At 69.3% G+C, this 26,619-nt stretch carries 21 protein-coding genes and 3 pseudogenes; 9 read left to right on the top strand and 15 right to left on the bottom strand.

The window, feature by feature from the left end:
- Window positions 1-269: 269 nt before the first annotated feature.
- The 8 genes and pseudogenes from RV986_RS13535 to RV986_RS13500 form a co-directional block, all read right to left on the bottom strand.
- Window positions 270-2,438 carry a DEAD/DEAH box helicase gene (locus tag RV986_RS13535; protein WP_475917635.1) on the bottom strand — a complete coding sequence of 723 codons (2,169 nt, stop codon included), beginning with the start codon at window positions 2,436-2,438 and terminating at the stop codon, window positions 270-272.
- Entirely contained in the window at window positions 2,438-3,763 is a 1,326-nt protein-coding gene (brxD, locus tag RV986_RS13530) for a BREX system ATP-binding protein BrxD (protein WP_475917634.1), read from the bottom strand. The genes RV986_RS13535 and brxD overlap by 1 nt, the downstream gene beginning before the upstream one ends.
- A 46-nt stretch (window positions 3,764-3,809) precedes the next feature.
- Window positions 3,810-5,558, bottom strand: coding sequence for an AIPR family protein (locus RV986_RS13525; protein WP_475917633.1), 1,749 nt, complete (start codon window positions 5,556-5,558; stop codon window positions 3,810-3,812).
- A gap of 41 nt (window positions 5,559-5,599) precedes the next feature.
- On the bottom strand, window positions 5,600-8,497 hold the full coding sequence (gene pglZ, locus RV986_RS13520; RefSeq protein WP_475917632.1) for a BREX-2 system phosphatase PglZ: 2,898 nt from the start codon (window positions 8,495-8,497) through the stop codon (window positions 5,600-5,602).
- Window positions 8,494-12,393, bottom strand: coding sequence for a BREX-2 system ATPase PglY (gene pglY, locus RV986_RS13515; protein ID WP_475917631.1), 3,900 nt, complete (start codon window positions 12,391-12,393; stop codon window positions 8,494-8,496). The genes pglZ and pglY overlap by 4 nt, the downstream gene beginning before the upstream one ends.
- A gap of 92 nt (window positions 12,394-12,485) precedes the next feature.
- Window positions 12,486-12,806, bottom strand: a pseudogene (locus RV986_RS13510) (DNA/RNA helicase domain-containing protein); the annotation flags it as partial.
- Window positions 12,807-12,967: 161 nt separating this feature from the next.
- Window positions 12,968-13,885, bottom strand: coding sequence for a recombinase family protein (locus RV986_RS13505; protein WP_475917630.1), 918 nt, complete (start codon window positions 13,883-13,885; stop codon window positions 12,968-12,970).
- Window positions 13,886-14,170: 285 nt separating this feature from the next.
- Window positions 14,171-14,857 carry a TetR/AcrR family transcriptional regulator gene (locus RV986_RS13500; RefSeq protein WP_475917629.1) on the bottom strand — a complete coding sequence of 229 codons (687 nt, stop codon included), beginning with the start codon at window positions 14,855-14,857 and terminating at the stop codon, window positions 14,171-14,173.
- 110 nt (window positions 14,858-14,967) lie between these two features.
- Here RV986_RS13500 and RV986_RS13495 point away from each other — a divergent pair, with 110 nt between their 5' ends.
- Complete coding sequence (locus tag RV986_RS13495; protein WP_475917628.1) at window positions 14,968-16,101, top strand: FAD-dependent oxidoreductase; 1,134 nt, start codon at window positions 14,968-14,970, stop codon at window positions 16,099-16,101.
- 318 nt (window positions 16,102-16,419) lie between these two features.
- Here the strand turns inward: RV986_RS13495 and RV986_RS13490 are convergent.
- The 3 genes and pseudogenes from RV986_RS13490 to RV986_RS13480 form a co-directional block, all read right to left on the bottom strand.
- Window positions 16,420-16,551: pseudogene (locus RV986_RS13490) on the bottom strand (LysR family transcriptional regulator); the annotation flags it as partial.
- A 246-nt stretch (window positions 16,552-16,797) separates the two neighbouring features.
- Window positions 16,798-17,367 (bottom strand): hypothetical protein, encoded by a 570-nt coding sequence (locus RV986_RS13485; RefSeq protein ID WP_475917627.1) that lies wholly within the window; start codon window positions 17,365-17,367, stop codon window positions 16,798-16,800.
- Between the two features lie 51 nt (window positions 17,368-17,418).
- Complete coding sequence (locus tag RV986_RS13480) at window positions 17,419-18,195, bottom strand: alpha/beta fold hydrolase (protein ID WP_475917626.1); 777 nt, start codon at window positions 18,193-18,195, stop codon at window positions 17,419-17,421.
- Between the two features lie 299 nt (window positions 18,196-18,494).
- On the opposite strand from RV986_RS13480, the gene RV986_RS13475 reads away from it, so the two are divergent.
- The 4 genes from RV986_RS13475 to RV986_RS13460 all read left to right on the top strand — a co-directional run bounded on the left by RV986_RS13475 (window position 18,495) and on the right by RV986_RS13460 (window position 21,913).
- Window positions 18,495-19,685 (top strand): sensor histidine kinase, encoded by a 1,191-nt coding sequence (locus RV986_RS13475; protein WP_475917625.1) that lies wholly within the window; start codon window positions 18,495-18,497, stop codon window positions 19,683-19,685.
- Entirely contained in the window at window positions 19,682-20,341 is a 660-nt protein-coding gene (locus RV986_RS13470; RefSeq protein WP_475917624.1) for a response regulator, read from the top strand. The genes RV986_RS13475 and RV986_RS13470 overlap by 4 nt, the downstream gene beginning before the upstream one ends.
- Window positions 20,342-20,693: 352 nt before the next feature.
- A complete protein-coding gene (locus tag RV986_RS13465) occupies window positions 20,694-20,999 on the top strand; it encodes a transposase (protein WP_111007219.1) in 306 nt (101 codons plus the stop codon).
- 23 nt (window positions 21,000-21,022) lie between these two features.
- Window positions 21,023-21,913, top strand: a complete 891-nt coding sequence (locus RV986_RS13460; protein WP_475924272.1) for an IS3 family transposase — start codon at window positions 21,023-21,025, stop codon at window positions 21,911-21,913.
- Between the two features lie 33 nt (window positions 21,914-21,946).
- On the opposite strand, the pseudogene RV986_RS13455 reads toward RV986_RS13460, so the two are convergent.
- From RV986_RS13455 to RV986_RS13445, 3 genes and pseudogenes are all read right to left on the bottom strand, one after another.
- A pseudogene (locus RV986_RS13455) lies at window positions 21,947-22,168 on the bottom strand (DNA/RNA helicase domain-containing protein); the annotation flags it as partial.
- 101 nt (window positions 22,169-22,269) lie between these two features.
- Window positions 22,270-22,506 (bottom strand): hypothetical protein, encoded by a 237-nt coding sequence (locus tag RV986_RS13450; RefSeq protein WP_475917623.1) that lies wholly within the window; start codon window positions 22,504-22,506, stop codon window positions 22,270-22,272.
- On the bottom strand, window positions 22,503-22,814 hold the full coding sequence (locus tag RV986_RS13445; protein ID WP_475917622.1) for a hypothetical protein: 312 nt from the start codon (window positions 22,812-22,814) through the stop codon (window positions 22,503-22,505). The genes RV986_RS13450 and RV986_RS13445 overlap by 4 nt, the downstream gene beginning before the upstream one ends.
- A gap of 248 nt (window positions 22,815-23,062) precedes the next feature.
- Here RV986_RS13445 and RV986_RS13440 point away from each other — a divergent pair, with 248 nt between their 5' ends.
- Together RV986_RS13440 and RV986_RS13435 are read left to right on the top strand one after the other, a co-directional pair.
- Window positions 23,063-23,341, top strand: coding sequence for a hypothetical protein (locus RV986_RS13440; protein WP_475917621.1), 279 nt, complete (start codon window positions 23,063-23,065; stop codon window positions 23,339-23,341).
- Complete coding sequence (locus RV986_RS13435; protein ID WP_475917620.1) at window positions 23,338-23,736, top strand: PIN domain-containing protein; 399 nt, start codon at window positions 23,338-23,340, stop codon at window positions 23,734-23,736. Before RV986_RS13440 ends, RV986_RS13435 begins: the two co-directional genes overlap by 4 nt.
- Window positions 23,737-24,019: 283 nt before the next feature.
- Here RV986_RS13435 and RV986_RS13430 read toward each other — a convergent pair whose 3' ends face one another.
- The gene (locus tag RV986_RS13430; RefSeq protein ID WP_475917619.1) at window positions 24,020-25,054 is read right to left on the bottom strand and encodes a hypothetical protein; all 1,035 of its coding nucleotides are present in this window, start codon (window positions 25,052-25,054) and stop codon (window positions 24,020-24,022) included.
- A 476-nt stretch (window positions 25,055-25,530) separates the two neighbouring features.
- Here RV986_RS13430 and RV986_RS13425 point away from each other — a divergent pair, with 476 nt between their 5' ends.
- Both RV986_RS13425 and RV986_RS13420 read left to right on the top strand, forming a co-directional pair.
- Window positions 25,531-26,373, top strand: a complete 843-nt coding sequence (locus tag RV986_RS13425; RefSeq protein WP_475917618.1) for a helix-turn-helix domain-containing protein — start codon at window positions 25,531-25,533, stop codon at window positions 26,371-26,373.
- Entirely contained in the window at window positions 26,355-26,564 is a 210-nt protein-coding gene (locus RV986_RS13420; RefSeq protein WP_475917617.1) for a DUF397 domain-containing protein, read from the top strand. The genes RV986_RS13425 and RV986_RS13420 overlap by 19 nt, the downstream gene beginning before the upstream one ends.
- Window positions 26,565-26,619: the final 55 nt, after the last annotated feature.

Below are 26,619 nucleotides of genomic sequence, written 5' to 3'. Positions count from 1 at the left end.
TGCGGCTCGGACCTTCCGCGCCCTTACCCGCGTAATCAGGCTTGAACCGACGCAGGTTCGGAAGCACGTCGAGGCTCCTCTGTACGATCCGCACGCGCCGGACGGCAGCCACCTCGGCAGGCCGCCCGACGCATGCCTCAGCGGCAGTTGCCGGCAGGAGCCGGGCCGAGCGCCCGCCCGGGATCGATCGATTCCGCGAAGGCTCTTCGGCCGGGAATCGTCGGGCGTCGCTTCTGCCAGGGCGGGGCAGGGCGGGGGCGTGAGCCGGCTTAGGTGGCCGGCTCGGTGGAGAAGCGCTTCGGTTCCGACAGAACAGCGCGTGCACCGTCGAAGTCGGCGAGCCTCGCCGACACCGTGGCTACGGCCAGTCGCTGGGGGAGTGCCGCCGAGAACTTCAGCCCGCGCACTGCCCGAGGGTCGACATCGGGGAGGACCAGAGACGGTCCTGCCTGAGCGACCTCGATCGCGCCGCGCCACATGTCCTGGGTCAGATCCTCCCGCAGCCGCAGGTAGCAGTCCGTCGGGCGCTGCACCGGGTCGGCGATCGACGACAGCGTTGCGCCTAGCGTCGCGTTGGCACGGTAGCCCGCCCACGTCCACCAGCGGACGTCATTGCCCCGCCTGGCCACCAGCGTCCCGCCGGGGTGCACCACGAGCGGCGCCTCCTCGTCGCGCCATTCTCGGAGGCAGACCTCGGCTCGCCGGGTGAGTGACACCGGCGGATCGGCGCCCAGCAGGACCTCCCGCATCGCACGGGTCAGCGCGTACGACAGTCCGATGAGTGTCCCCCCGGACCATTTGGCGACCCCGCCGCTGTCGACCGGCTCGACGAAGACCCTCTTGCGCCCCCAGTCGATGAATGTCACCTGCCAGCTGCGGCCGGCCAGCAGCAGGCGTCGTGGCCCCGGACGTTCCTCGGTGAGTACGGACGGGTCCATCCGGCCGATCTCGGTGCGCCCGGACAGGACGGTGAACTGCGGTGGTGCGGTGAACGACGCGGTCAACTCGATGAAGTGCCGCCGCCCGAAACGGTGTTCGGCCTCAGGGCCGATGAACAGCATTCCCCCGTCGGTGTCCAGGAAGCCCTGGTCGGTCAGATGACGCAGGATCGGAGCGGCTGAACGGTCGAAAGGCGCCAGGCCGTTCCACTGCTCGGGCCACATCTGGTCGCCCAGTTTGTGTTCCTGGAGCGTGGCGGCCAGCAGTTGTTGCGCGACGAGGTGGCGCGGCTCGGGCGGTGGGACGACCGGTTCGACCCAGCCGCGACCCCACAGGAGCAGCAATCCCGCGGCCTGCAACAGAGCGTCCTTGTGCGTGGTCAGGAACAGGCAGTTGCGGGTGCTTCCCGCCCGCCGCCCCGTGCGGCCGACGCGCTGGAGGAAGGAAGCGACGGTGCCGGGCGAATCGATCTGGACGACCCGGTCCAGGTCGCCGACGTCGATGCCCAGTTCCAGGGTGGAGGTGGCGACGATGACGCAGTCGCGTGCCTCGGCGAACGCCTGCTCGGATCGGGCCCGCTCGTCGGCGGACAGCGAGGCGTGCGACAGGAACACCGTGACGTCGCGCGCCCGCAAGGCCGCGCCCAGCTCCTCGACCTGGCGCCGCGAGTCGCAGAACACCAGGCGCTTCTCGCCCCTGTGCAGGGCTGCGATGACCTTGGCGGCGTTGGACAGGGAGCCCACGTAGTCGAGTTCGATCTCCCCGGGCGGTGGCCCGGTCACGTCGCCCGCCGACACCCGGCCGGACGAGGGACCCGAGGGGTCCGTGAGTCCAGGGGCGACGACCTGGCCCGGACGGCGGCCGGCGCCCGACCCCTGGAGCCAGGTGAGCAGTTGCTGCGGATTACCGACCGTGGCGGACAGCCCGATGCGCTGAATGGGGCGCCCCGTGACCCGCTGCAGACGTTCGAGCACCGCCAGGAGATGCCAGCCCCGGTCGTCGCCGGCGAAAGCGTGCACCTCGTCGACGACGACGGCCCGGATCCCTCCCAACAGGTGTGCGTGGTCCGTCTTCACGCCGATCAGCATGGCTTCAAGCGACTCGGGCGTCGTCAGGAGGATGTCGGGTCTGTCGGTACGGATGCGTCGGCGCTGCGACTCCTTCGTGTCTCCGTGCCACAGAGCCGCGCTGCGTCCGAGCCACTGCGCGTATCCGTCGATACGGGTCACCAGGTTGTTGAGGAGAGCCTTGAGCGGGCAGAGGTAGAGGACCGAGGTGCCGGTCCAGCCCTGGGCGGACATGGCCGAGAGGACCGGCAGACAGGCCGCCTCGGTCTTGCCGCCGGCGGTGGGGGCGAGCAGCACGGTGTCCTCGCCGTCCATCACCGGGTCGATCGCGGCACGTTGCAGCGGTCGTAGATCCGGCCAGCCGAGCGTGTTCACCACGTGGTGGACGATGACGGGGTCGAGTCGGTCGACGGGGTCCGTGGCCGACGCCATCACAGCTCCAGATCGATGTCATCGGCCGACGACGATGCGGACAAGTTGCGTTCGACGTCAGTGAGTTCACTGCTGTCCACGGTCAGCCGGTAATGCTGCCGCGGGTCGAAGTCCGGGAACTGGTCGATACGGTCCAGGACATCGCCGACGAGTTTCTTGAGGAAGAGCCGGGGCGCGACGCCGACCTTGCCGCCGAGAGCTCCCCCCACCGCACGGGCGAGATCGGCGATGTAGACGTCGTCGGCCAGCGATTTGATCCGGTCGGGTGAGTCCGCGCCGGAGGCGTAGAGGTCGCGGATGGTCACCCCGAGGCTCGTCAGAGACTCCAGGGTGAATCCCGACAGGCGCAGTTGGACCGCCCGGGGGTTGTCGAACCGTGGGTCGGTGGTGAAGTCCGTGGCGAGCCGCTGGGCGAGCGGCGGGAGCCGCTGCACGCCCTGCTGGCCGTCGTAGAACGCGGGCGTGCCGGTGATGACCAGATAGAGACCGGGAAACCGTCCGGAGTGAACCTCGTCGATCAGCTGCCGCAGGGCGTTGAGCGCCTTGTCGCGGGCGTCCGACCGCACTCTCTGCAGGGTTTCCACCTCGTCCAGTACGACGAACAGCCCTCGGTGACCGGAGTCCCGCAGGACGGTGAGCAGTCCCTGCAGGAAGCCCAGGGCGCCGAAGTGGTCCAGGTCGCCGCGTACCCCCGCGGACCGGCGGGCGGCTGCCGCCACATGCGGCTGGCCGCCCAGCCAGGAAAGGACGGCTGCCGCTGTGGGCTCGTCGCCGTCGTTGAGTGCGGACCGGTATCCGCGCAGCGCGGCCGCGAAGGACGGGGCGTGCCGCGACACCTCGGTCAGCCGGGCGGCCAGCAGTTCCTCCACCGCGCCGCTCAGATCGTCCTCGTCCGCCCCCGCGGCGAGGGCGTCCTCCTCCAGGGCGTAGAACCAGGCGTCCACCACGGGCCGCAGTGCGCTCGGCGGGAAGCTGGGGGTGGACAGCCGCTCGGTGAGGCGCCGGTAGACGGTCTCCAGCTTGTGCAGCGGTGTCTCTGTCTCGGAGATCTGGATCTCGGAGACGGCGAAGTTGCGCTGCTTGGCGCGTTCACCGAGCCAGCGCGTGAAGAACGTCTTGCCGGACCCGTACTCACCTCGTACGGCCTTGAAGACCGAGGCGCCGGAGGCGACCGCGTCGAGTTCCGCGTCGAGCGCGGACTCGAAACGGTCCAGCCCGGTGGCGAGGAGATCCAAGCCGCTCTCGGGCACGGCACCGCGCCGGAGCGCGTCGATGGCGGTGCGCCGCCGGGCGGCGGAGACGGGAGCGGGGCGAGGATCGATCACCCGCCCATTCTCCCATCCGCGGTGGCGCGCGTACCGTGCCCCGAGGTCACCGGCGGCGGAGGCTCCCGTAGCCGAGGTTGTTCGTCAGATAGCTGACGAACTCGCTGCTCTTGGCGGTCTTGTCCTGCCCCGACCGGTTCTCCTTCTGGAATGCGTCGAACTGCTCCTGGAGCGATGTCCACAGCGATTCAAGGCGCACCGTGCTCGGGAAGACCTTCTCGCGGGCGGCGTTGTTCAGGGTTTCCGGCTTGTTGAACACCCGGTCCATGAGGTCCACGGCTCCGAGCATGGCGAGGTGGAAGTGAAGGTTCGTGTGCTGTGACCGGGAGGTGGGATCCGACGTCGACTGCAGGAACTCGTCCACCTGGCGTTGTGCCTTGGCCAGCCACAGATAGACGGGGAGTTCCGTCTTGGCCGAGAAGACGCGCCGGTAGTCCGCGTCGGATTTCAGCAGGCTCGACGGGCGGGCGCGGGCGTAGTCGGGCTGGCCGAGGGCCATGGCCATCACGGACTGCGCCAGCAAGGGGATGCTGACGATGCGGTCGGCCGGCTTTCCCTGGTTGCGGTAGAAGTTCTTGCGCCGGTCGTAGAACCAGTCGTGTTCGAGGAAGTACGACTCGATCTGCCGCTGGATGTCGTCGGTGGCCCGGAGGGAGGCGACGGGCACGCTCGTCTGCCGGTTGGTGGCGCGGATGACGGAGTCACGGGCTGCCTGGTCCACGGTGACGAGGATGCGCACCTGTACCAGCCTGTCGAAGACCGGGTCGGTGGGGTCGGTCACGTAGAGCTCGCGCAGCGTCTCGTGGAGCGTGTACGAGGTCTGCAGCCCGTTGACGATCTGTACGTCGGAGAGGCTCAGCCGTTTCCCGATCGCGGTGGCCTGCGAGCACACGATGGTGATTCCGTTGTTGAGCCACCAGAACTCGGGTGCTTCGGGGTTCTGGAGCGAGGCCGTTATCTCCCGGTTGACCTCGACATTGCCCTGGTAGTCGCGGACGTTCCAGTCGAAGATGTGGGACTTGATCGCCCCGGTCTCGTCGCTGAGGAAGTCGATGTATTCGCCCAGACCGACGAGCGCGACATGGCTCGTGCCGTGGGTGATGCTCTCCCGGTAGGGAAGCTGCAGGGTGTACGACGGGAGGGTGCTGGCACGCTTCCAGAGTTCCGCGGGCCCCAGGAACTCGACCTCGCCGGTGGAGATGGCGAAGGCGTTGGAGAACTGTGCTTCGAGGATCTTGGCCTTGACCTGGACCTTGGGGTGAACCTCGCTCGCCTCGCCGCGCGTCACGTACGAGAACTTGATCAGCACGGTCGGGTGACGGCTGAGGAGCCGCGTCAACGCCGTCCTGAACAGTCTGAACCGGGCGAGGAGATCCTCGGTGTACAGCACACCCACGGTGGCCTCGTCGACCTCCATGTCCAGGAGGTTCGCGCACGTGGACATCACCTTGTCCAGGGCCGTCTCGGAGAAGCCGGAGCTGGTCTTGGCCTGGACGAGCCAGAGCGTCAGTTGGCTCCCGTTCTCCACGTTCGAGACGGCGGAGGACTGCTGGAGGATCTCGCTGTCCTCGTGGAGGAGCCGGCCACCGAGGAAGACGTACGCGCCGTCGATACCGCCGTCGTTCGCGCCCCCGATCACACCGGCTTCGATTTCCTCCTCCGAGAGGCCGAAGCCATGCAGGGCGTGTTCGCTCGCGAACCTTTCGAAGGCCGCGTCGAAGGAAAGAGGGACGGCGCGGGCGTTCCGCCGGTCTTCGATCATCTGGTTGATCAGCACACGGTCGTTGGCGCTCATGGCTCCCGGCTCATCGGTGGAGGAAGACGGCGGATGGAAGGTCAGCGTAGGTCGAACTGCATGCGGAGCAAGGAGAGATCGAGACGAACGGTCCGTCCGTCCGGCAGGGTTTCCAGGACCTGCACCCCGTCGTGGTTGAGCAACTGGCGCAGGATCGCGGCGAATCCGTCCGCTCGGGCCACCGGGTAGGACACGCGCTGCGCCAGCGCGGACACCGGCAGCGTGCCCCCGGCGTCGAGCAGGGCCCGGATCGCCCCTTCCACCTTGTCCATGGGCGGCTTGCGCGCGAGCAGGCCGATCTGACCCTGGAACGCCTCTGAGGCGAAGAGGGCCGAGACGAGGGCGTCGTCGGGACCGACGACGGTGGCGGTCACCAGTGTCTCCTCGCCGTCGGACGCCGGAACCACCGTGACGGGGAACAATGAGTCGTGGGTGAGGGCCAGTTGGGCCTGGGCCTTCGACGGCGTCTGCCGCGCCTGCCGCTTCGTGCTGGCTGCCGGGGCGGGTGAGGTGGTGGCGGGGAGAGGCGCGGGCTCCTCCAGCAGCCACCAGGTCGGTCGCGGATCCCCCAACTCCCGCCAAGCCGGGGGAGGGGACGCCTCGAACCGCAGGAAGGCCAGCACGGGAATGGTGAACTCGGCGAGGGACGCCCCGCCGTGGTATCCCGCCTTGCGGGCCGTGTACCGAGAGTCGGCGTCCCACAGGGCGACGATCGATCCTCCGGGCTCCGGTGCGACGACCCGGGTGCCCTGAAGGGCGATCTCCGCCGGGCCCACCTGTCCGCCAGAGGGCCGATGACGTGCGGACAGTGGGGAGCCGGTGTCCACCTTCCCGCCGTGCCGGTCGACGACATGCCCGTGGTCGCTGGTGATCACCACCGCCATGCCCTCGGTGGCGGCGATCCGCAGCAGGTCCGGCAGGCCGGGGATGTGCTCGGTCTGCCAGGCTCCGTCTCCCAGTTTCTGTTCCTTGGCGAGCCGGTCGTCGATCGCGTTGAGGACGACCGCCACGTGCGTACGGCCGTCCATGAGTGCTTCGGTGAGCTCGGGCCCGAACGTGTCCCCCGCGCTGTCGGCCCGCAGGTCGTCCTTGTGGAACACGGCCGCCGGCGCGCCACCCCAGAAGGGGAGAGCGGGGAACAGCCGGGCCTCGTCGTTCTGCGACCCCTGCGTCAGCTTTCCCGCGAACAGGGAAGTGCGGGAGACGGACGTGAGGGTGGGGAGTGCCGCGGCCATGGCGCGGCGTCGCGGCGCTCCCTCGTCCACCGGGTCGAACTCGGCCCAGGAAGCGCGCAGTTCCTCGCCCAGCTCGGTTGCGATGGCCGCACTCATCCCGTCCAGGACGATCAGCAGCACGCGCCGTTCGGCGGCGCCGCGGACGACCGGTCTCACCACGCGTTCGAGGAACGTCTCCACCGTCAGCATCCGGCCGGGGTCGGTGCCGGCCGCGGTCCAGGTCGCCAGTACGCGGGCGAAGTCACGGTCGATCCCGTGTCGCCGTCCCCGTACGCGCGCGGCCAGCGCGTCGTAGGCGGCCCTCAGCCGGTCGTCCGGGTCCCCACCGGCCTCGATGTGTTCCAGGGCACGGTCGACCCACCCGGTCTCGTCCAGGTGGCGCTGCAGGGCCGCGTCTACGTGGGGTGCCTCGACCGCCGGTTCGCCGGCCAGCCACTGGACGAGCCGCTGGCCCATGCGGGTCCGTTCGATCCGGGCCCGTACTTCCGGTCCGTGTGCGCGCCGGTGCTCGCTCAGAGAGCGGACGGCCGCGTCGAGCCGTCCCGGCTCGCCGTCCGCGAGGGCCGTCCCGACGGCGGTGAACCGGGCGTCCAGGCCGGTCGGCAGGAGCGGGCTGGTGCCGGCGGCGGCTTCCGCGCCGAACTGGCGGACCAGTGCCGAAGCACGCTCCAGCACCGTGTCGCTGGTCCGGCGGGCCTCGCGGGCTTCCTCCGAGCCCGCGCCGCCCTCTCTGGCGGCTCCGGCGAGCAGCGTGCCGACGTAGTCCTCCGAGGCCCGGCCGAAGGCGGCCGCCATGGCGTCGAGCTGTTCGCCCTGTGCCGGGGGACGCTCTCCGAACCACCGCTCCGCGCGACCGCGAGCCGTGTAGGTGGCCGCGTCCGGTTCGGCATGGCACCACAGGGCGGCGCACACCAGCCCGAAAGCCACCGCGTCCGGCCCGTGTTCGGCCTCGACCAGGGCCAGGAGGGCGCGCCCGGCGAGTCCGGCCTGGTCCTCCTCGCCGAGGAACTGCGCAAGGCCGGCGCGCTCGGGGCCGCGCAGCGCCAGCAGCCGCTCCGGGCGGCCGGGCATCAGGGACCAGCTCAACAGGGCGTGGGTGTCGAGCCGGTCGGCGGAGGTGGTGTGGTCCGCACGGGTCTCCTCGTCCTCGTAGCGGCCCAGTCGCAGACGGCGCAGCGCGAGTGCGGACAGGGCGGTGCCCCGCGACAGCATGCCGCCTCCCAGCCGGGGCCAGCCGCCCCTCGGCGGCGCCGCGTCCAGGAGGGCCTCCGCGGCCCATTTGTCGTCCCTGAGCCGCTGGTCGACCTGATGCGCTCCGAATGCGTCCCGCACCACGTCCCAGCTGTCCACCGTGTCGACGCGGGCCTTGTGGGCGCGGGCCAGGATGGCGGGGTCGAGTTCGTTCTGCTCGCGGTCGGTCAGGACGACGAGCAGGGCGGGCCCGGTCGCCGTCTCCGACAGATGGCCGAGCAGCAGCTCGTGCACGGCCAGCGGGGAGGGGGCCGCCGCGATGCGGGCGGACTGCCCGTCGCCCCAGACGTGTTCGGCGGGGCCGTCCCACTGCGGTGTGGAGCGCAGCAGCACGGCCCGCCGCCGGTCACGGCCCGCGAGGGTGTCGGCGAGGGAGGTCTGGGCGGACAGGTACTGGGTGATGGTGGCGAGGTTCAGCCGCACCGCCACCGCGCCGGTCGTCGTCGTGCTCATCCTTCGAGGACCCGCCAGGTGATCTCGACCGTGACACCGGGTTCGCGCGCCGCCAGCTCCGCGATCTCCGCCTGGAGCTCGGCCACCGCTCGGGCCGCCGTGGTACGGCCACCGCCGGAGCGCTTGACCCGCCCAGGGGTGGACGGGCCGGCCGAGCCCGTGCCGGGTTCCTGCTCGGGGACCGGCGGGTGACTCGTCGGGGTGTCGAGGGGTACGTCCCCGGAGCGCGGGGCCGGGGGAGCAGGCGGCGGAGTCGTCGTCGCGCGGTTGCGCTTCACCAGCGCCAGCACCTCGTGCTGCGTCCGGGTCAGAGCCGCCTTCAGGTCATTGGTCCGCTGGTCGCTCCGGGCGGCGTTGCGCAGGGACTCCAGCAGCGCTTCTCCCTCGGGACCCTCCGAGGACGCCAGGTCGAGGGTGGTCCAGGATGCCGAGTCCAGCGCCTGCGCCACCGCGCGGGCCTGCTTGACGGAGGTCCCGAACCGGTCCGCGCCGACGTCGCCGAAGTCGAAGGCGGCCAGGGCCTCGACGGTCTTCCGGGCTCCGGCAGCCCCCTGACCGGCCGACCGCGTGAGCTCCTGGAGAAGTTCTACGGCCCGTCGCGCGAGGGCGAGGCGCCCGCCCTCGACGGTTTCGTCGAGCCGGAGGAAGCCGGTGTGCCGCTCCAGCTGGGTCACCAGCTCACGGGCCGCCTCCTGGTGGGCGCCCGCCTGCTGGGCGATCTGCCGGGCGAGCTGGTTGACCATGCGGCCACGCCGCAGCGTGGGGGCCGGCTCGCCGAAGACGGCCGTGAACCGCTGCCGGGCCGCCGCCCAGTCCTCCTCGGAGGGCAGCGGCTGACTGCGCAGCGCGTCATGGTCCTTGATCTCGTGCAGCGCGGGCGCCGGGTCGAGGGGCGCGCCCGCACGCACCCACACCCGGTCGTCCATCTCGGCGAACGAGGCCACGACGAGCCGGGCGAGGAAGCCCGGCAGGCCGCGTGGCGTCGGCCGGTCCGTCCAGTCGGTGAGGGTGATCAGGCTGAGGTCGCCGGTCACCCCCTGCCCGCTGGCGAGCTGCCGGAAATGCTCCGCCCAGTACTCCGACACTTCGAAGTACGCCTCCTTCTGCTGACCCAGTCGCAGAGGGGTGGCCACCCGGCGCATCAGGTTCCGGTCGGGAGAGGGGACTTCGGCGCGTCCGTCGCGGGCCTCGGCGGCGGCCTGTACGTGCGTGAACACCTTCTTGGCGTCTGCAGGTCTGACGACGGTGCCGTTGCCGTCGGGATCCAGGTTCGGGTGGTCCGGGTACTGGCTCGTGAGCAGCTTTCCGGCGATGTGCCGAATCCCGTCCCGCAGCGACTGGCCGAACGACAGGACCAGCCCCTCGACCTCGCGCAGCGACTCCAGATGGTCGCCGAAGCCGAGCTCCACGTCGGTGGCCTTCTTGTCCGCGAGGCCGTACGCCTGCTTGAAGGCCGCCTTCACGTTCTTGAGCAGCGACTCCCGCTGGGTCTCCAGGAGCCCCTTGGCGCGGGCCCGGTTGTCGGGGCTCAGATGGCCCGCGTACTGGCCGTCGAACCGCTGGCTGTCGGACAGGGCCTTGTCGATGACGACGAGGCGGCGGAAGTCGGCGTACCGCTGGCTGGAGAGGTGGGTGGGCAGCCAGGCGACGCTCCGGGACGGCTCGCCCTGCCGCTCACGCAGCCGCTGCATGCGGTTGGCGTCCTCGCGCGGACCCCACTCGCTCTCGTCGAACGGGAGGTCGATCACGATCCGCCAGTGCCCGTCCTGCTGAGGCATCAGGTCGTGGTCCGGCAGCGCGTCCTCGTCGGCGACATTGCCGAACACCACCTCGACACTGCGCTCCGTACCCCGCCACGCGAAGTGCAGCTCGTTGATCAGATGGTCCTGGTCGATGCCGAGCTCTTCGACGAGGAGCCGCTTGGCGAGGGCCTCGCGGTTGCCGGGGTTGTCGTTGACGTTGGCGTTGGCGATCACCGAGTCGACGTCGACGCCGGACAGTTCGAGCCGGACACCGGGGTTGGTCTCGGTGCCGGTCTCCTTGATCTCGGGGAAGCGGCCCGCCCACTCGGCGATCTTGTTCTTCAGGATGCCGTACTCGCGGCCCGGGATCGGGGCGACCACCGAGCCGTAGTTGAGCGCAGACAGCCTGCGGATGGTCAGGTCGGACAGGGCGGGCACGCTCGGGGCGAGCGCCGACAGCAGCAGCGTGCCGACGATCCGGTTGTCACCGGTGAACTGCTTGATCCGGATGCGCAGGGCGGGGTCGGTGACGCTGTCGGGCCGATGGGTGTACTGCTCGATGTCCTCCTCCGTCACGTTGTGCGTGAGCAGGAGGTACGGCCGCAGCTTCGTCCGGTACATCTTGTCGGCGGCCTCGAAGATCACCTTCAGGCTGTCGGTGAAGGGCTTGTCGCCGCCCGCCGTGATCAGCGGGTACAGGTCGCCGACCGGGATCAGATCGCCGAGCCGCAGCTCGGCCCGGTGGTCGGCGAGCAGCTGGCCCATCAGCTTCATGCCGGTCCGGTTGCGCTGGAGCGCGGACGACACGTGCACGAGGGTGTCCATGAACGCGGGCGAGAAGGGGTACGTCAGCCGGAAGCTCTCCTCGTCCGCGCCGACGCCGTCCGCCCCGCGGTCGGATCCCAGGAGGGTGTCCCACACCTCCTGGCGGATCCTGCGGGTCTTCTCGAACTCCGCGGTGACGAGCGCGGCGGCCTCGTCGTCCTTGGGCCTGAGCAGGCGGGCGTGCGCGACCTGGGGGAGGTTGCGGTCCTCCAGCGTGATCTTGTCGAAGCGGCCCGAGGCCAGGCTGAGCGTGTCCTGGATGGACGCCTCGGCCGCCCCCGACACCTCCTCGCCGACCAGCTCGCGCAGGTCGCGCTGACGGGCGATGAACGAGATCACCGGCACGGCACGGCGGGCGTCGCCGCCCTCCACGAAGTTGGTGATCTTGCCGGCCTCCCGGGCCACGAACTTCTGGTCGTGGATGAGGGTGGCGAGCCACAGGATCAGCTCGTCCATGAAGAGGATCAGCCCGTCGTAACCGAGCGCCTTGGCGTGCTCGGCGATCACGGACAGGCCGGCGTCGAGCGAGATGAACCCGTGCTCGTCCTCTGCGGCGTTCCTCGCGAAGCCGGGCAGCAGGTGCGTGCTCGCGTCCTGGACCAGCCGCGCCCGCAGCTCGGCGGGCGTCGACGGGCTGACCAGGTTGAGCGCCTGGCCGCTCTCGTGGATCTCCTCGGCGGCGAGGGCGGTGTCGAGCAGCTGAGGCGTCCAGCCGAACGCCTCGCCCCACTCGTCCTCCTCGTCCGCCGTGCCGTCGCCGCCGTCCGCCGAGGTGAGGCCGCCGATGACAGCCTGGTCGCCCATGCGGGACCGCATCGCCCGGATGTCCTCGAACAGGGCGTCCGTCCGGTACACCTGCGGCGTCGGCGCCTCGGGGCGCAGCTTCTTGACATGGCTGACGTACCCGCCGAGGACCCGCTGCTCCAGGGCCTTCGCCCCGAGCATGTGGTACGGCACGAGCAGGAACCGCTTGCCCTCCGCGCCGAGCCACTCGTGCTTGGTCAGAACCGGGTCCAGGTCCGTCCGCGCGCGGGCCGCCGGGGCCCCGCTGAGCAGGGCGTGCAGCACCGCCATGAAGTGCGACTTACCGGAACCGAACGAGCCGTGCAGATAGGCCGCCTTCGACGTGTGCCCGTCGAGCGCCTTCCGGATCAGCCCGAGTGCCTCGTCGAAGTTCTCCAGCAGCCGTTCCGTGACCACGTAGTCCCGCAGCGCGCGCTCGGCACCTTCAGGGGTCGTCGCCTCCGAGAGCTGGAGGACGAAGTCCGACGTGGAGATGGACTCCTTGATGTCGATGACATCGCGGAGCAGAGGCGGCTGCTGAGCCATGAACGATCACTCTCCGACGGGTGGCTGCGCGGGCTCATCCGATCGTATGGCGTACCACTGACAATGGATGACCACTTTTCGCACACGCCCGACTACACGAGGGCCGGCGCCTCCACCCCGGACGCCGGATGCACGAGCGAGCACAGCTTGTCGCGCGTCTCCGGGTCCGTCGAGTAGATGATCGTGCCGACCATGCCCCGGGTCAGCAGCACCTTGTAGGTGTTGCGGATCAGCCGGTCGATCTCACTGTCCGGCGTCGCCTTCGTGAAGATCGGGTCCTTCGACGCCGACCGGTCCACGACCCAGCGGTCCGTACGCCACACCAGGTCGGGGCCGATGATCACGCCCGACCAGTCGTACTCGAAGCCCTGCGCCGTGCAGACGCAGCCGACCTGCCCGAAACCGGGGTCCGAGTAGGAACGGACCAGGAAACCGGTGTTGCTGTCAGAAATTTTGACAGGCCGTGATCGGCCGAAGCCCTTCGATCCGAAGGCGCCGGTGACCAGCGGAACGGCGGAGGCCTTCGACATCTCCCAGGTCGGAAGCCCCTTGGTTTTGAAGCCCTGACGGCTTGCTACGGGGTCTCGGTTCCGAGGGCGTTGACGCGGTTCGCGTACTCGCGGCGGGCCTTGCGCTGGGCCGGGATTGCCGCGAGGGCGTCGAGCGGCTGGCAGCGGCTGAGGAGTTGGCGGTGGACCGAGGGCGCCGCGGGGACGCGGAGTGTGTAGCCCTGGCCGCGTCGTACGGTCACGCCCTGGTCGAGCGCGGCCCGCTCGGCGGGCTCCAGTTCGGCCGCGCGCAGGAAGTCGGCGACCTTGCCCGGCATGTCGAGGGTGACCGCGGTCTCCGGTGCTGGGGTGTCCTGGCGATCGTCGGCGTGCTCGGGCATGAGGTCGGCGACGGCGGTGCGGATGGCGCCCCGGCTGACGTGGTGGTCGCGGGCCAGGCCGGCGATCGACTGGCCACCCAGGTACGCGGCGCGCACGGCGGCGGCCTTCGCGGCTGTGACAACCGGGCGGCGTCCGCCCTTGCTGCCCTTGGCCTCGGCGGCCCGCAGTCCGTCGTAGGTCAGCTCGCGCTGGAGGTCGCGCTGGAGTTCGCCGGCGGCGGCGAGGGTCTGCACCATGAATTTCACGGTGGACAGCAGCTCTCCGGTGCGCGGGTGGCGGGCGGTGAGGTCCATCGCGGAGAACGCGCCGTCGTGGATGCGCAGGGCGAGACGGTCACGGTGGAAGACGTCGAGCACGTCGAGGATGTGGCCGGTGCCGCGTACGAGGCGGAACATCTCGGAGATGTGCACGGTGTCGCCCGGTCGCGCGTAGATGAGCAGCTCGCCGAACTTCGGGCGCTGGAGGGGGTGGAGGCGGCTGGAGGTGCCCGGGTCCTCCTCGAAGACGACCGGGTCCTCGATCCCGGCCTCGTCCAGGACGAGGTTCTGCCGGGCCGTCGACTGTCGGTCGGTCGAGACCCGCTTGTAGACCAGGTTCGCCACCGAGGGCCCCTTCCGTACGGAGGATCGGACCCTATCTGTCGTCAAACCCTGTCAGCAATCACCATCGGATCTGATTGGATTCGAGCAGCCGCGAACCCCCGGATTGCACGGGTTCGTTGGAGGCTCGGGCTACCTGTCATCAAACGATCGTATGCCGACAGGACCGAGCGGTCGGGGAAGTGAGAGGGGCGCCCGCTGAAGGTCAGCCGGAGCTGGCATCGCGCCGCGGCGTACGGATGCGCACCAGCAGGGCGGCGCCGCGGGGACAGCGAGTGTCGGGGTCTTCTAGCGCAGGGCTGAGATGCCGCCGAGAAAGATGTCTACCCCGACGAGGAACTGCTCGCGATCGTCGTGCTCGCCCAGCTGAGTCGCCGCCGCGTGCACAAACGGGTACCGGCCCGGGTCGATCTGCGCCCATTGCGTGGCGGCGTTCTCCAGGAAGGTCTCTCGGTCCGTGTCGCTGCCCGCGCGGAGCCGTGCGTTCGCGGCGTTCTGCGCGGCGACCCCGAGGACGTAGTTCACGAGCGTGCCGGCCGCATCGAAGCGCGCTTTTTCCGGAACACCGAGGGCGTCCAGCAGGCGGCCGACGCCCTCGTAGAAGTCCAGCAGCGCGGGCCGCCACGGTTGGCGGGAGAATTCCGCACCGACCCAGGGGTGAGCGTCGATCGCGTCGAACAGACCGAGGGCGAGGACGCGCAGAGCAGTTCGCGGATCCGCGTCGGCGGCCGCGCCGGACATTACGCCCGTGATGACCTCGTCAGCGGCTGTCGCGAGCAGATCACTCTTGTCCGCGACGTGGTGGTAGATCGCCCCGTAGCCGGTGCTCAGGCGCACGGTGAGTGCGCGCAGCGTCAGCGCCTTCTCGCCGCCGCTGTCCAGCATCTCGATCGCGGTCCGGACGATCAGCTCCCTCGACAGGCTCTCCGTCCGCCGCGGAGCCCGCGCAGATCCCTTCGCTGTTCTCTTCACCATGACCCCAGCATTGCACGAATGGAGCGTCGATCCAACTTCATGTTAGCGTAATTGGAGTGGCGATCCAGCGAGGGCGTCACGGCACCCCACAAGGGGCCAGAGAGGACACCATGACGACACCTGTCACGATCATCGGAGCAGGCCTGGGCGGCCTGACGCTGGCCCGTGTACTGCACGTGCACGGCATCCCGGCCACGGTCTACGAGGCGGAGCCCGCGCCGGACGCCCGCCGCCAGGGCGGCCTGCTTGACCTACATCCCCGCAGCGGGCAGGCAGCTCTGGAAGCGGCCGGACTGATCGAGGAGTTCCACAAGCTGATCCTCCCGGGCCGAGAGGCATACCGGGTCATGGATCAGGCGGGGAACGTGCTGCTCGACCTGCCTGACGATGGAACCGGCGAACGCCCGGAGGCACCGCGCGGCGAACTGCGGCAGATGCTCCTCGACTCCCTGCCCGTCGGCACCGTCCGCTGGGGCCGAAAAGTCACCGCAGTGCGGGCCCTCGGCGACGGCCGCCACCAGGTCAACTTCGCCGACAGCACCAGCGTCGTCGCGGACCTGCTCATCGGCGCCGACGGGGCCTGGTCGCGCGTACGACCGCTGCTCTCGAAGGCCGCTCCCGAGTACTTCGGCGTCTGCAGCGTGGAGACGTTCCTTTTCGACGCAGAAACCCGCCACCGCGCTCCCGCAGAGGCGGTCGGCGCCGGCTCGCTGTTCGCGGTCGCACCGGGCAGGGGACTGCTGGCCCACCGTGAAGGCGGCGGAACCCTGCACACCTACGCGCAGCTGAAGAAGCCCCAGGACTGGTTCGCTGACTTCGACACCACCGATGCCGCAGCCCTCACCGCACGGGTTGCGAGGGAGTTCGACGGGTGGGCCCCCGCACTCACCGCCCTGATCACCGACAGCAACACCCCGCCGGCCCTGCGCCCCATCTTCACACTGCCGGCCGGGCACCGCTGGGACCACGTGCCTGGGGTGACCCTGCTCGGCGATGCCGCCCACCTCCGGGCGCCGAACGGCGAAGGCGCCAACCTGGCCATGCAGGACGGCGCCGAGCTCGGCCGAGCCCTCGCCGCGCACCCCGGCGATGCGGAGACCGCGCTCACCACGCACGAACACGCCATGTTCGCCCGCGCCGCCGCTGTGGAAGCGCACGACGACGGCTTCTACACGATCATGATCGACGACCACGCGCCCCACAGCTTGCTCGCCCTGATGACCGGAGCCGAACTAAACGCGTGATCCACAGCTGCGCGTACAGCGACAGGCGGCCCGACGCCCCGGAGCCGTTCCACCTCCCCGAGCCTCATACCTCGCAGCATGCTCCCGACCAGGCAAGATCGGCACACCTAACGAAGCACTACTAGGACCAGGGCCGGCTGCTCGCCCAGATCTCCGAGGGCCACGCCGACGCCTCCCGCAGATCCACGGTCCTGAGCCGCAGGCGTCGGTCTGGCCGCCCCCACGGCCAGCACCCGCACGGCAAGCCGCTGCTGACGTTCAAGCAGATCGCCGTGGTGGTCACGTGGACGTATGGGTGAAGCGGCCGGACGGCGCCGACTACGACGCTCCGCACATGGCCAGCGCGGTTCGCGCCAGCCCGCGCAGCCAGGCGTGGGCGTGGTCGGTGTCGTAGCGCTGATGCCACGACAGGTATATCGGTGCCGACGGCAGTTCGAGCGGGAGGGGGAGCTTCATGTCCGGGTGGGGACAGGTCATCGGACACTGACCCGGGGCTACTCTGTCGCCGACGCCATCGTCGACCCCCTCTCCAAAAGAGCCCACTCATCACACGCGACCTCGTGTCGCACCTTCACCTGGGAAGTGCTTCTTTCCTTGCAGCCAACAGGACCCTCGACAAGTCCCATCGTTGCAGGTCAGGAGCACTCCCCATTTTTTGATCACGCTTCGGACAGCAGTACTGGCGAAAGCCCCAGGCTAACGCTGCGCCATTGCGGGGCTGGTGGTGCGGGGGAGCCGGACGGCGGAGATGAGGAAGAAGATGCCTCCGAGCGTGGCGTAGCGGGCGAGGTGTCCCAGTGAGGGGTCGGTCTTGGAGGCGTCGGCGAGGAACGAGGCGCCGGCCAGTACCGAGATGCCGCCGCTGAGGATCATGGCCCACTGGCCGCCCATCGACCGGCGCAGGAGGGCTACGACGAGTTGGACCAGGCCCGAGACGATGGCCCACGCTCCCCAGACGCGGAGCACGTCGGCGGTGCCGGAGGCGTCGGCGACGGCCAGGCCGATCGCGGCGGCAGTACTGATGGCCATGTTGGCGTAGAGGCCCTTGGCTGAGCGGGTGGCCCGTGAGGACCTGGCGTCGACGACGGCCGCGGCCACGTCGAACGCGGGGTAGAGGACCAGCAGGACTTTCGTCCCGATGGTGAGGTCGGAGCCGAGTACGAGGAGGAGCACCGCCCAGATGACGGCGAAAAGGAAGCGGACGATGTACAGCCGGCGCAGGGCGGCGACCGAAGTGTCCTGGTCGGAAGTAGCAGTGCTGGCCATGGTGGCTTCTCCGTACGGTTTCTGTAGGGGGCCAGGGGGCTCGTGGGTCAGTCAGCGGGTGCCGCGGTCGGCCTGCTCGATCAGGTTCTTGACCGCCCCGGGGTGGCTCACCATGGCCGCGTGGGACGAGTTGATCTCCACGGTGTGGGCCCCGGCGCGCTTGGCCATCCACCGCTCTAGGTCGGGGCTGAGTATGTGGTCCTGCTTGGCGACGAGGTACCAGGACGGGATGGTCCGCCACGCCGCTGCGGCGCTGGGCTGGTTGAACGCCGCGGCGTTGATCGGACTCTGGGCGTCGGCCATGTTGGCTGCCTTGCCGGGGCTGACGTCCGGGGCGAAGAAGGCGCGGAACTGGCTCGGGTCCAGGGTGAGTTCGGTGTCCTGGGTGCCGTCCGCCTGGGTGATCGACACCGCCTGGAGCGGCAGTGCGGGAATGGGATGGGCGACCGGGTGCGCGGTGACGTCGCCCAGCGTCTCCCCGGCGTCCGGCACCAGGGCCGCCACGTACACCAGCGCCTTGACGTCGGGGTCGCCGGCCGCGGCATTGGTGATGACCCCGCCGCCGTAGGAGTGGCCGACCAGGATGATCGGCCCCTTGATGCTGTCGAGGATGCCCCGGATGTAGGCGGCGTCGCTGTTGAGGCCGCGTAGCGGGGTGTCCAGCGCACGGACGGGGTAGCCGTCCTTGCGCAGCTTGTCCATCACTCCGTACCAGCCGGACGAGTCGGCGAACGCGCCGTGCACCAGCACGACCGTCGGCTTCGGGCCATCGTGGGTCGTGGCGCCCGCTGAGCGCGTGCTGGCGGTGGTCGCTGTTGGGCCGGTCACGGCATGTGCGGCGATCGGGATTGCGGTGAGGGCCAGCGCCGACAGCGCAAAGACAACGGTGCGCCGGAGGGATCGGCTCCTGCGAGGGTTTGTCGGGGTCGAAGGTGTGGTGGCCTGCGTCATGGGGTGTCCCTACGTGATGGTGTGGGGCGGTTGCCTCGCTGAGGAGTCTCGGCGTCCTCGGGCAGGGCCGTGTACTTCGAACGAAGTAGCTCTTCCGCCTCCACCGGTCGAAGCAGGTTCGCCGTCTGCATCGTTCGAAGTACACGGCCAGAGCACGGGTGAATGAGAATCAGGTCATGGTCAAGGCACAGAGCAATCAGCATGGGCCCGCGACGCCCCTGTGGATCCGCCGCCCCGAGGTGCTGCACCTCGTCGCCTATTCAGTGGCCGCGCTGGTGTTCACCGGTCAGATCGTGGCGGTGATACTGAGGGGATCGGACTGGCCGACTGCCCTGGCCGTACTGCTCGCCGGTGGCGGCGTCGCCCTCTCATGGTGGAAGCCGTGGGCAGGACTGGTCATGACGAGCGCGGCGTCCTTCGCCGTCACAGCGGTGGGCCAGGACCCCCTGTCGGTGTGGATGATGGCGGTGCTCGTGCTGTTCTCGGTCACTTTCAGGGGAAAGCAGCCGCTGGCCACAACCGCCATCGTGGCGGCGTTCTTTCTGGGCGCATTCGGCACGCTGGGAGGATTTCGTGGCGGTGCGGTCGTGGGTGCCGCCGCCCTTTTCTCGGCCATCGCAGGAGGTGCGACAGGGGTCGCGCTCCGCATCCATCGAGACCGCTGGTGGATGCTGGAGGAACGGGCCGAGAGGGCCATCGCCACCCGCGAGATCGAAGCCACCCGACGAGTGGCCGAAGAACGACTGCGCATCGCCCGAGACCTCCACGACGTCATTGGCCACCAGGTCGCGATGCTGAGCATGCATCTCGGTGCCGCGGAAATCGGGCTTCCCGGAGGCTCCGAATCGTCCCGGCAGGCCCTTGTCTCAGCCAGGTCCAGCGCCCGCACCGTCGTCGTCGAGACGCAACGGATCCTCGTGCTCCTGCGCCGCGCGGACGACATCGCCGACGGCGAGGCGCTCCGGCCGATCCCGGCGTTGAGCGGCCTGGAAGGACTTGTCGCCTCTTTCGAGAGCATCGGCCTCGACGTCCTGCCCTCCATCGTCATCCCCGCCGTTTTCGTGGAGCCCAGCGTCGGCGTGGCCGTCTACCGGGTCGTTCAGGAAGCACTGATGAATGCCTACCGGCATGGAGAGGGGACGGCAACGGTGGACGTGCGCGAGCGCGACGGCAGGATCTGCGTCACCGTGGAGAACCGCGTTGGTCATCCTCCTTCGCCGCGCGGCTCCGACCTGGGCAGCGGACTCGGGCTTGTGGGGATGCGCGAACGGGTCGAGTCCTCCAGCGGGCGGCTGACGATCGACAGCGACGGCGGGCGATTCAGGGTCCGCGCGGAGTTCAGCCCCCTGGGAGTCGTCGTCCGATGACACGCATTCTGATCGTTGACGACCAGGACGACATCAGGGCCGGCATCCGGGCGATGCTTCTGCTCGACCCGAGTCTCGTTGTTGTGGGTGATCTCTCCGACGGTCTCCAGTCCGTCCCCTTCCTGCGGGCCCACCCCGTCGACCTGGTTCTGATGGACATCCGGATGCCCGGCATCGACGGTGTCGAAGCCACCCGCCGGATCCGCAAGGAGCACCCACCCGAAAAGCTGCGGGTGATTGTACTGACGACTTTCGACCAGGACGACATTGTTCTCGCCGCCCTTCGCGCAGGCGCCAACGGTTTCCTGAGCAAGACCGCGAGCCCCGCTGAACTCGTCGCCGGAATCACCGAGGTCGTTGGCGGCGGCGGTGCGCTGTCCGCCGTCGCGACGGCCGCGCTCATCGGTCACATGACCGACAGCCCGCCACCGGTGATCGACCGGGAACTCCTGCGACGCTTCGGCGCGTTGACGCCCAGGGAGCGGGACGTGATCGTTCTCATTGCAAGCGGTCTCGGCAACGACGAGATCGCGGCCCAGTTCCACGTCTCGCCGTTCACCGTGAAGACGCACGCCGTGCGGGCCATGACGAAGGTCGGCGCGCGTGATCGAGCGCAACTCGTCTCGTTCACCTTCCGGGCTGGCCTCTACCCCTGAGGCTGCCCGTCGGACCCTCAGGAGGGCATCCGGTCGCTGCCCGGCGGGCTGCGATAGGTTGCCCGCCATGATTGAGTGGTGTGCATCGTGAAGTCGCAGGTCACGGGTCTGGTGTGAATGGCGAGTTGGGTACTCGTGCCGGTCGGCGGCCGATGACCATGGCGTAGATCGTCGGGCAGGTCCGGCTCCGGCGGGATGCCGGGTTCGGCTGCGCCCACGACCGGCCCCCGCCTACGATCCGTCAGCAGGTCGGCACGCCGTGAGAACGCGGGAGGGCGCGGGTGAAGCTCCCCCTGTGACCTGGACAGCCTGATACTGGGACGGAAGGTCCCGGAGGAAGCAGTCACAGGTAGTGAGTAAGAAGAGCAATACGAGCAAGCGGTACACGGCGGAGTTCAAGCGGGATGCCGTCGCGCTGGCGTTGTCGTCGGACAAGACGGTCACCGAGGTCGCCCGGGACCTGGGGGTGAGTCCGGAGGGTCTGCGTGGCTGGGTGAAGCAGGCCAAGGTCGATCGGGGCGAGGGGCCTGCCGGGGCTCTGACCAGCGCCGAGCGGGAAGAACTCGCCCAGCTGCGGCGCAAGGTCCGCGAGCTGGAAAAGACGGTCGACATCCTGGGAAAAGCGACCGCCTTCTTCGCGCAGGACAAGATGAGGTAGACACCGCCGCGCGGTGCCGCTTCATCGACGCGGAGAAGGCATCTGACAGCCATCTTGCAGGTCACAGCGTGGCGCGGCTGTGCCGTGCACTGGGAGTGCCGCGCTCTACCTACTACGCGCACCACGCGGCCGCGTCGGCGCGGCGGGCCGCACGGCGCGAGGAGGAGCGCCTCGTGGACGAGATCCGAGTGCTCCACGCCGGGTCGCGCGGCGCCTACGGAGCCCCGCGGATTCACGCCGCCCTGCGGCGGGCCGGGCGGGCGGTGAACCCGAAGAAGGTCGAGCGGCTGATGCGCAAGCACCGGATCGTCGGGATCACCCGTCGTCGGCGTCGGGGCCTGACCCGGCAGGCGAAGCGGGCGGTGTTCGCCGCCGACCTGATCGGCCGGGACTTCACCGCACCCCGCCCCGGGATGCGGCTGGTTGGTGACATGACCGAACTCGTCACCCTGGAAGGGAAGTTGTATCTGGCGACCTGCATCGATCTCGCGACGCGGGAGGTGATCGGCTGGGCGATGGCCGGCCACCACCGCGCCGAGCTGCCGGTCGCCGCCCTGCGGATGGCGGCCGGACGCGGTGGCCTGGAGGACGACTGCATCATGCACACCGACCGCGGCAGCGAATACACAAGTGACGAATTCCGAGCCGAGATACGTCAGTTGCACATGAGGCAGTCGATGGGACGTGTCGGCTCTTGTTACGATAATGCTGCTGCGGAAAGCTGGTTCGCCGTCCTCAAAGCGGAGATCGGTACCACCGTCTGGGAAACCCGCGAGGCTGCCCGGGCCGACGTCTTCCGCTACATCGAGATCGAGTACAACCGCAGCCGACTCCGCAGGCATCCCGAGTACGGGTACGTCACCCCGCTCGAAACGAGAACCTTGCTCCGGCAGGACCTCACCCCCGCAGCGTAAACACCCGCTGTCCAGGCCCCGGGGGGAACTTCAGTTGGCGGAGGTCTTCCGGAGGCGGTGTGACTCATCGCAGATGAGTACGTCGATCGCGTTCGGCTCGGCGTCCATGAAGCTGTTGAAGTACTTGAACAGCTCCTGTACTTCACGCTTCTTGCGTCCGGCGACCTTACGCATCGTTTTGGTGAACGACGCCGATCCGGTGGCGTGATAGGCGCTGTCCCCGCGCCGGTACAGCTCGCCGAGGAGCGACATCGCGTCGGCCAGGGCGGGGGCAGGGGTGGGGGCGGTGGAGATCGGGGGCCGGCCTCGGGGATTCGGGCTGGCGGTGGCGGTGGCGGTGTCGAAGGACGGCACTGTCATCTCGGCTGTCTGCTGCGGGCGTTCGCCACGGCGACCAGGACGCGCAGCAACTCGTCCTGGCTCAGGATCCGGAGATGGTCCGGTTCGGCGTCCCATTCGCGGCCACCGCCGAACGGGCGGACCTGGAGGTACGGGCCCTCGTGGCCCATGACCAGCCCGCACCGGTCCCGCCGCGTGTCGTGGACGGCGACTCCCACCTCCGGGACAGGGACCGGGACCGGCTCCGGCGTCACGAACCGACTCCCCTGAGGATCACGTCCGCCAGCAGCAGGGCGACGGGTGCCGAGCAGACCCCGAGGTGGACGAGCGCGTAGCGTGCCTCGTCCTCACGGTCGTCCGCCCACGGGGTACGGACGTCCATCGCGGGGAGCTGGACTCCGGCCCGGCTGAGGGCGGCGGCGAGAGCGTCACGGGCGTCGACGGCCTCCTGGACCCTCGGTGTACGGATTTTTGGGGGGCCGGTGACGATGGCGGTGTGGCCGGTGCCGGCACCGGTGCCGGGGGCGGTCGGTCGGTGGGGGTGTGGCTGTGTGGGGGGCATCTGGGTCCTCGTCCTTCGCCGGTCGGCTCTGTCGGTTCGTCGATTCCCGTTGGTTCCATGACCCGTCAGGCGGCGTGAATCACGCTGCGTAGGACGGGCGTTACGAGAATGCGCCCGGATGTGACCGACCATGCCGCGGACGTGCTGTGCTTCCCCGTTGTACGGAGGTGGTTCCACACCTTCCACACAGGCGACCTCGGCGATCTCGGGGGCTTGCCTTATAGCATTTAGAATGCCATTCTCCTGTCATGGCTGACGACAGTGATCTCGCCCCTGGTGGCGGCCCCAGCAGTGGCATCTCCGTCACGCTGAGTGCTGGAACGCTTCGGGCGATCCGCGAGCGGGTCGGTAAACGGGGCGTCTCCGCGTACCTGGAGAGGGCCGCCCAGCGCCAGATCGAGCGTGACAACCTGGATGAGCTCATCGCCGACTTCGACAAGGTTCACGGTCCGGCCGACCCGCAAGCCGTGGCGGCGAAGCGGGCCAAGCTCACTGGTGGCACGGCCGCGAACGGGGCCGCTGCGTGAGTGGTGCCTTGGTCTTGGACAGCGAAGGTCTGGCGAAAGCCGTACAGCGGGACCGGGAGGTTCACGAGTGGCTGACGGCGGCACGGGAGGCGGACCTTCCGGTGGTCACGTCGGCTGCGGTGCTGGTCGAGGTGATTCACCCGAGGATCAATGACGCCGCGCTGAAGTGGACACTGTCCCGGCTCCGCGTCGAGCCGGTTACCCAAGCGCTCGCCCAGTCCGCCGCCGCTCTGCTGCGGGACGCGGGGCTGCACGGCCACAAGTACGCCATCGACGCCATGCTGTGCGCGACCGCGCTGGCACACCCGGGGCGCGTGACGATCCTGACCCCCGACGTGGAGGACGTCGCGAAGCTCACCGCTGAGCACCCTCGGGTGGTGGCCGAAAAGGTCTGAACCGAGCGGCGGGGGCCCTGATCGGTCGCCGGGCCGTGCACGCCGTTCGCATGTCCCGCGCCCGCCGTATAGGCACCTTGGGTCGTAGGTGCAGTGGCTGTCACACCTGACGGCGGGCCCCGGCCCGGGCCTTCGCGATCCGCGCCGATTGCTCGAGGCCTACTCGGCACCGCCGGTCGTGGCCTCGGATCCAGTCGGTTTCGTAGACCGCGTCGTGCCAGTGATCTCGCCTTTCCTGTCCGCTTCGATGGGGGCGTAGCGCCGCCGTTGAAGCTCATCGCGTTCAACGTCCGGGATCGTCATCGACTCGGCCAGCACGGCGGCGAGCGCGTCCACTTGTGCGTTGTCGATGTCGGCCTGGAAGAGCCACCGGGTGTTCTCGTCGCGTGTGATGAGGTCGATCGCCAAGCGCCCGCCTCTGTCCTGTGTGGTCGCTGCTCGGACGTATCGCACCTGGTCGATCGGGATGTCCAGACGGATCTCGCCTTGCTCGAGGAATGCGTTTGCCTGTGCCGACGTTCAGTCGGTACAGGTCACGCTGCGTACGCAGGTCCGCCCTCTTGCCCGCGACGGTGTCCCACAGGGACGCCGGCACCGATCCGACCTCTCGCGCCTGATCGACGACGTGATCGACGGTGGCGACGAGCGCCGTCAGCTCGGCCCACTGTCCGTGGCGGACCGTCGCGAGTACCTGGCTGGTCAGCGCGATGTTGGTCCTGACAAGGCCCTCGACCTCACTCAGCTGCATCTGAAGGGCGACCATGGCCAGCGCCGGTCCGATCGAGGCCGAGGTCCGCGCCGCGCTCACCGCATTCACGGGGATGAAGCGGGACTGAGCGATGATGCGGCCACGAAACATCACTGTTCCGAGGTTCGCGCCATCCTTGACCGCGAGCGTTCCGCCGGCCTTCAGGAGGGCCTGTGTCGCGCTGCTGATCCTGTAGAGCCCCTGCGCGCTGGCGAATGCGTTTCCGAGGTTGCCGGCGACGGTCGCCGTGTTTCCGATCGAGGCGAGGACTGTGGAGATCTGCTTGCGGTCGGCGGCCGACACGAACCCGAAGTCGAGCAGATCGGGCTTGAGTTCCGCCGGGACCTCACCGAAGACGACGGCAACCCCTGGGAGCACCTCCGCTACGACCGTCGATGCCGTCGCTGAGTCGATGTCCGGGTTGGGTGTCGGATCGTCCGCACCAGGTGAGTCGGCGGTAGTGCTCCGGCCGTTCTCCTCAGGCTCGGCGGTCTCCATCGAGTCCGAAGGGTCCTGCATGCGATTTCCTACCCGCGGGGCGCGCAACGGCCAGACGTCGTCGGCGTCCACGGCCGGAGCCTACAGTTCGACGCCCTGCGGTTCGGCCTGAATCCGCCGGGTTGATTCCGGACTGGCTGGTGCCAGGCGGGGGTGCACATGGCGGCGCAGAACCGTTCCCGGCGGCGCTTTGACTGGAGCACTGACCGGTAGTCCCATGCGCTGCCCGGTTACGGGACGGTCCTCGGGCGGTTGCTCTCTGGTCGTGCGTCGGCCTTGGGCTGCGGTGGTGGGGCGGGCGCCAGGTGCGTGCGGGTCGTCGTCGGTGAGGTCGACTTCGGCGGTCAGGGCCTTGGGGGTTCGGTTCCGCTGATTCCATGACCCGGCTGCGCTGGGTGAATTACGCTGTGTAGTCCGGTCGTTACGAGAGTGGGCCTTGCCTGGGTGTGGGCGGCTGGGCTGTGGGCGGGGGTCGTGCTTACCCGTCGCGCGGTGGTGGTTCCACGCACGTTCCACATCGGTTATGCGAACGTCCCGGAGGGAGCGGTATGCCGCAGCGACGCGTCATCACCGGCCGTAGCCAGGAACCCCGTCAGCGGTTCGCCGAGGAGTTGCGGACGCTGCGGGCCGGGAGCGGGACGAGCCTGCGGGCGCTCGGCGAACGGCTCGGCTGGGACTGGTCGTTGTTCGGCAAGATGGAGAAGGGCGAGACTCTGGGGAGCCCGGAGGTCGTCCAGGCCCTCGACACGCACTACGGGACGCCGGGGCTGTTGCTGGCATTGTGGGAGCTGGCCGCCGGGGACCATACGCAGTTCCGCGAGCGGTACCGGCGGTACATGGCGCTGGAGGCGAAGGCGGTGAGCCTGTGGCACTTCGCGGTGAGTGTGCTGCCGGGGCTGTTGCAGACGCCGGGGTATGCGCGGGAGGTGTTGGCGGTCGGCGGGCTGAAGGGGAAGGAGCTTGAGCAGCAGGTCGAGGCTCGGGTGGGGCGGCGGGAGTTGCTGGAGGGCCAGGATGCACCGCCGTTCCGGACGATCCTGTCGGAGGCGGTATTGCGGACGCCGTTGCGGGATGTGGCTGAGTGGCGCGCGCAGTTGGAGTACCTGGCAGGGATTGCGGAGAGGGAGTCTGTCACCGTCCAGGTGCTGCTGCAGAGTGCAGGAGTGCACGGCTTGGTCGGCACCGATGTGTGGTTCCTGCGCCTTGCGGATGGACGGCCTGTTGCCTACACCGAGAATGCTCACTGGGGTGAGCTGGTGGAAGAAAGTGCGAGGGTGGAGAGCTTGCAGCGTGCCTACGATGTGGTACGCGACATGGCCCTGCCCCCTGGCGAGTCGCGAAAGTTCATCCTGCGCATGTTGGAGGAAGTGCCGTGCGACCTTTCGACTTGACCGTTGTGACCTGGCGAAAGAGCAGCTACAGCAACCCGGACGGTGGGGCGTGCGTCGAGGTCGCTGATGACTTCGTCGCTGTCGTGCCGGTTCGGGACAGCAAGGTTCCGCATGGCCCGGCGCTCGTGTTCCCGGTGGCTGGCTGGGCCTGCTTCGTTTCAGCTGTCAGAGACGGGCAGTTGGGCGACTGACCAGGCAACGCAACGGCCCCGCGATCAGTTCGGATCGCGGGGCCGTTGGCGCTCT

This window comes from Streptomyces sp. RLA012, assembly GCF_056270325.1.
This window is presented reverse-complemented; position numbering and strand designations above follow the sequence as displayed.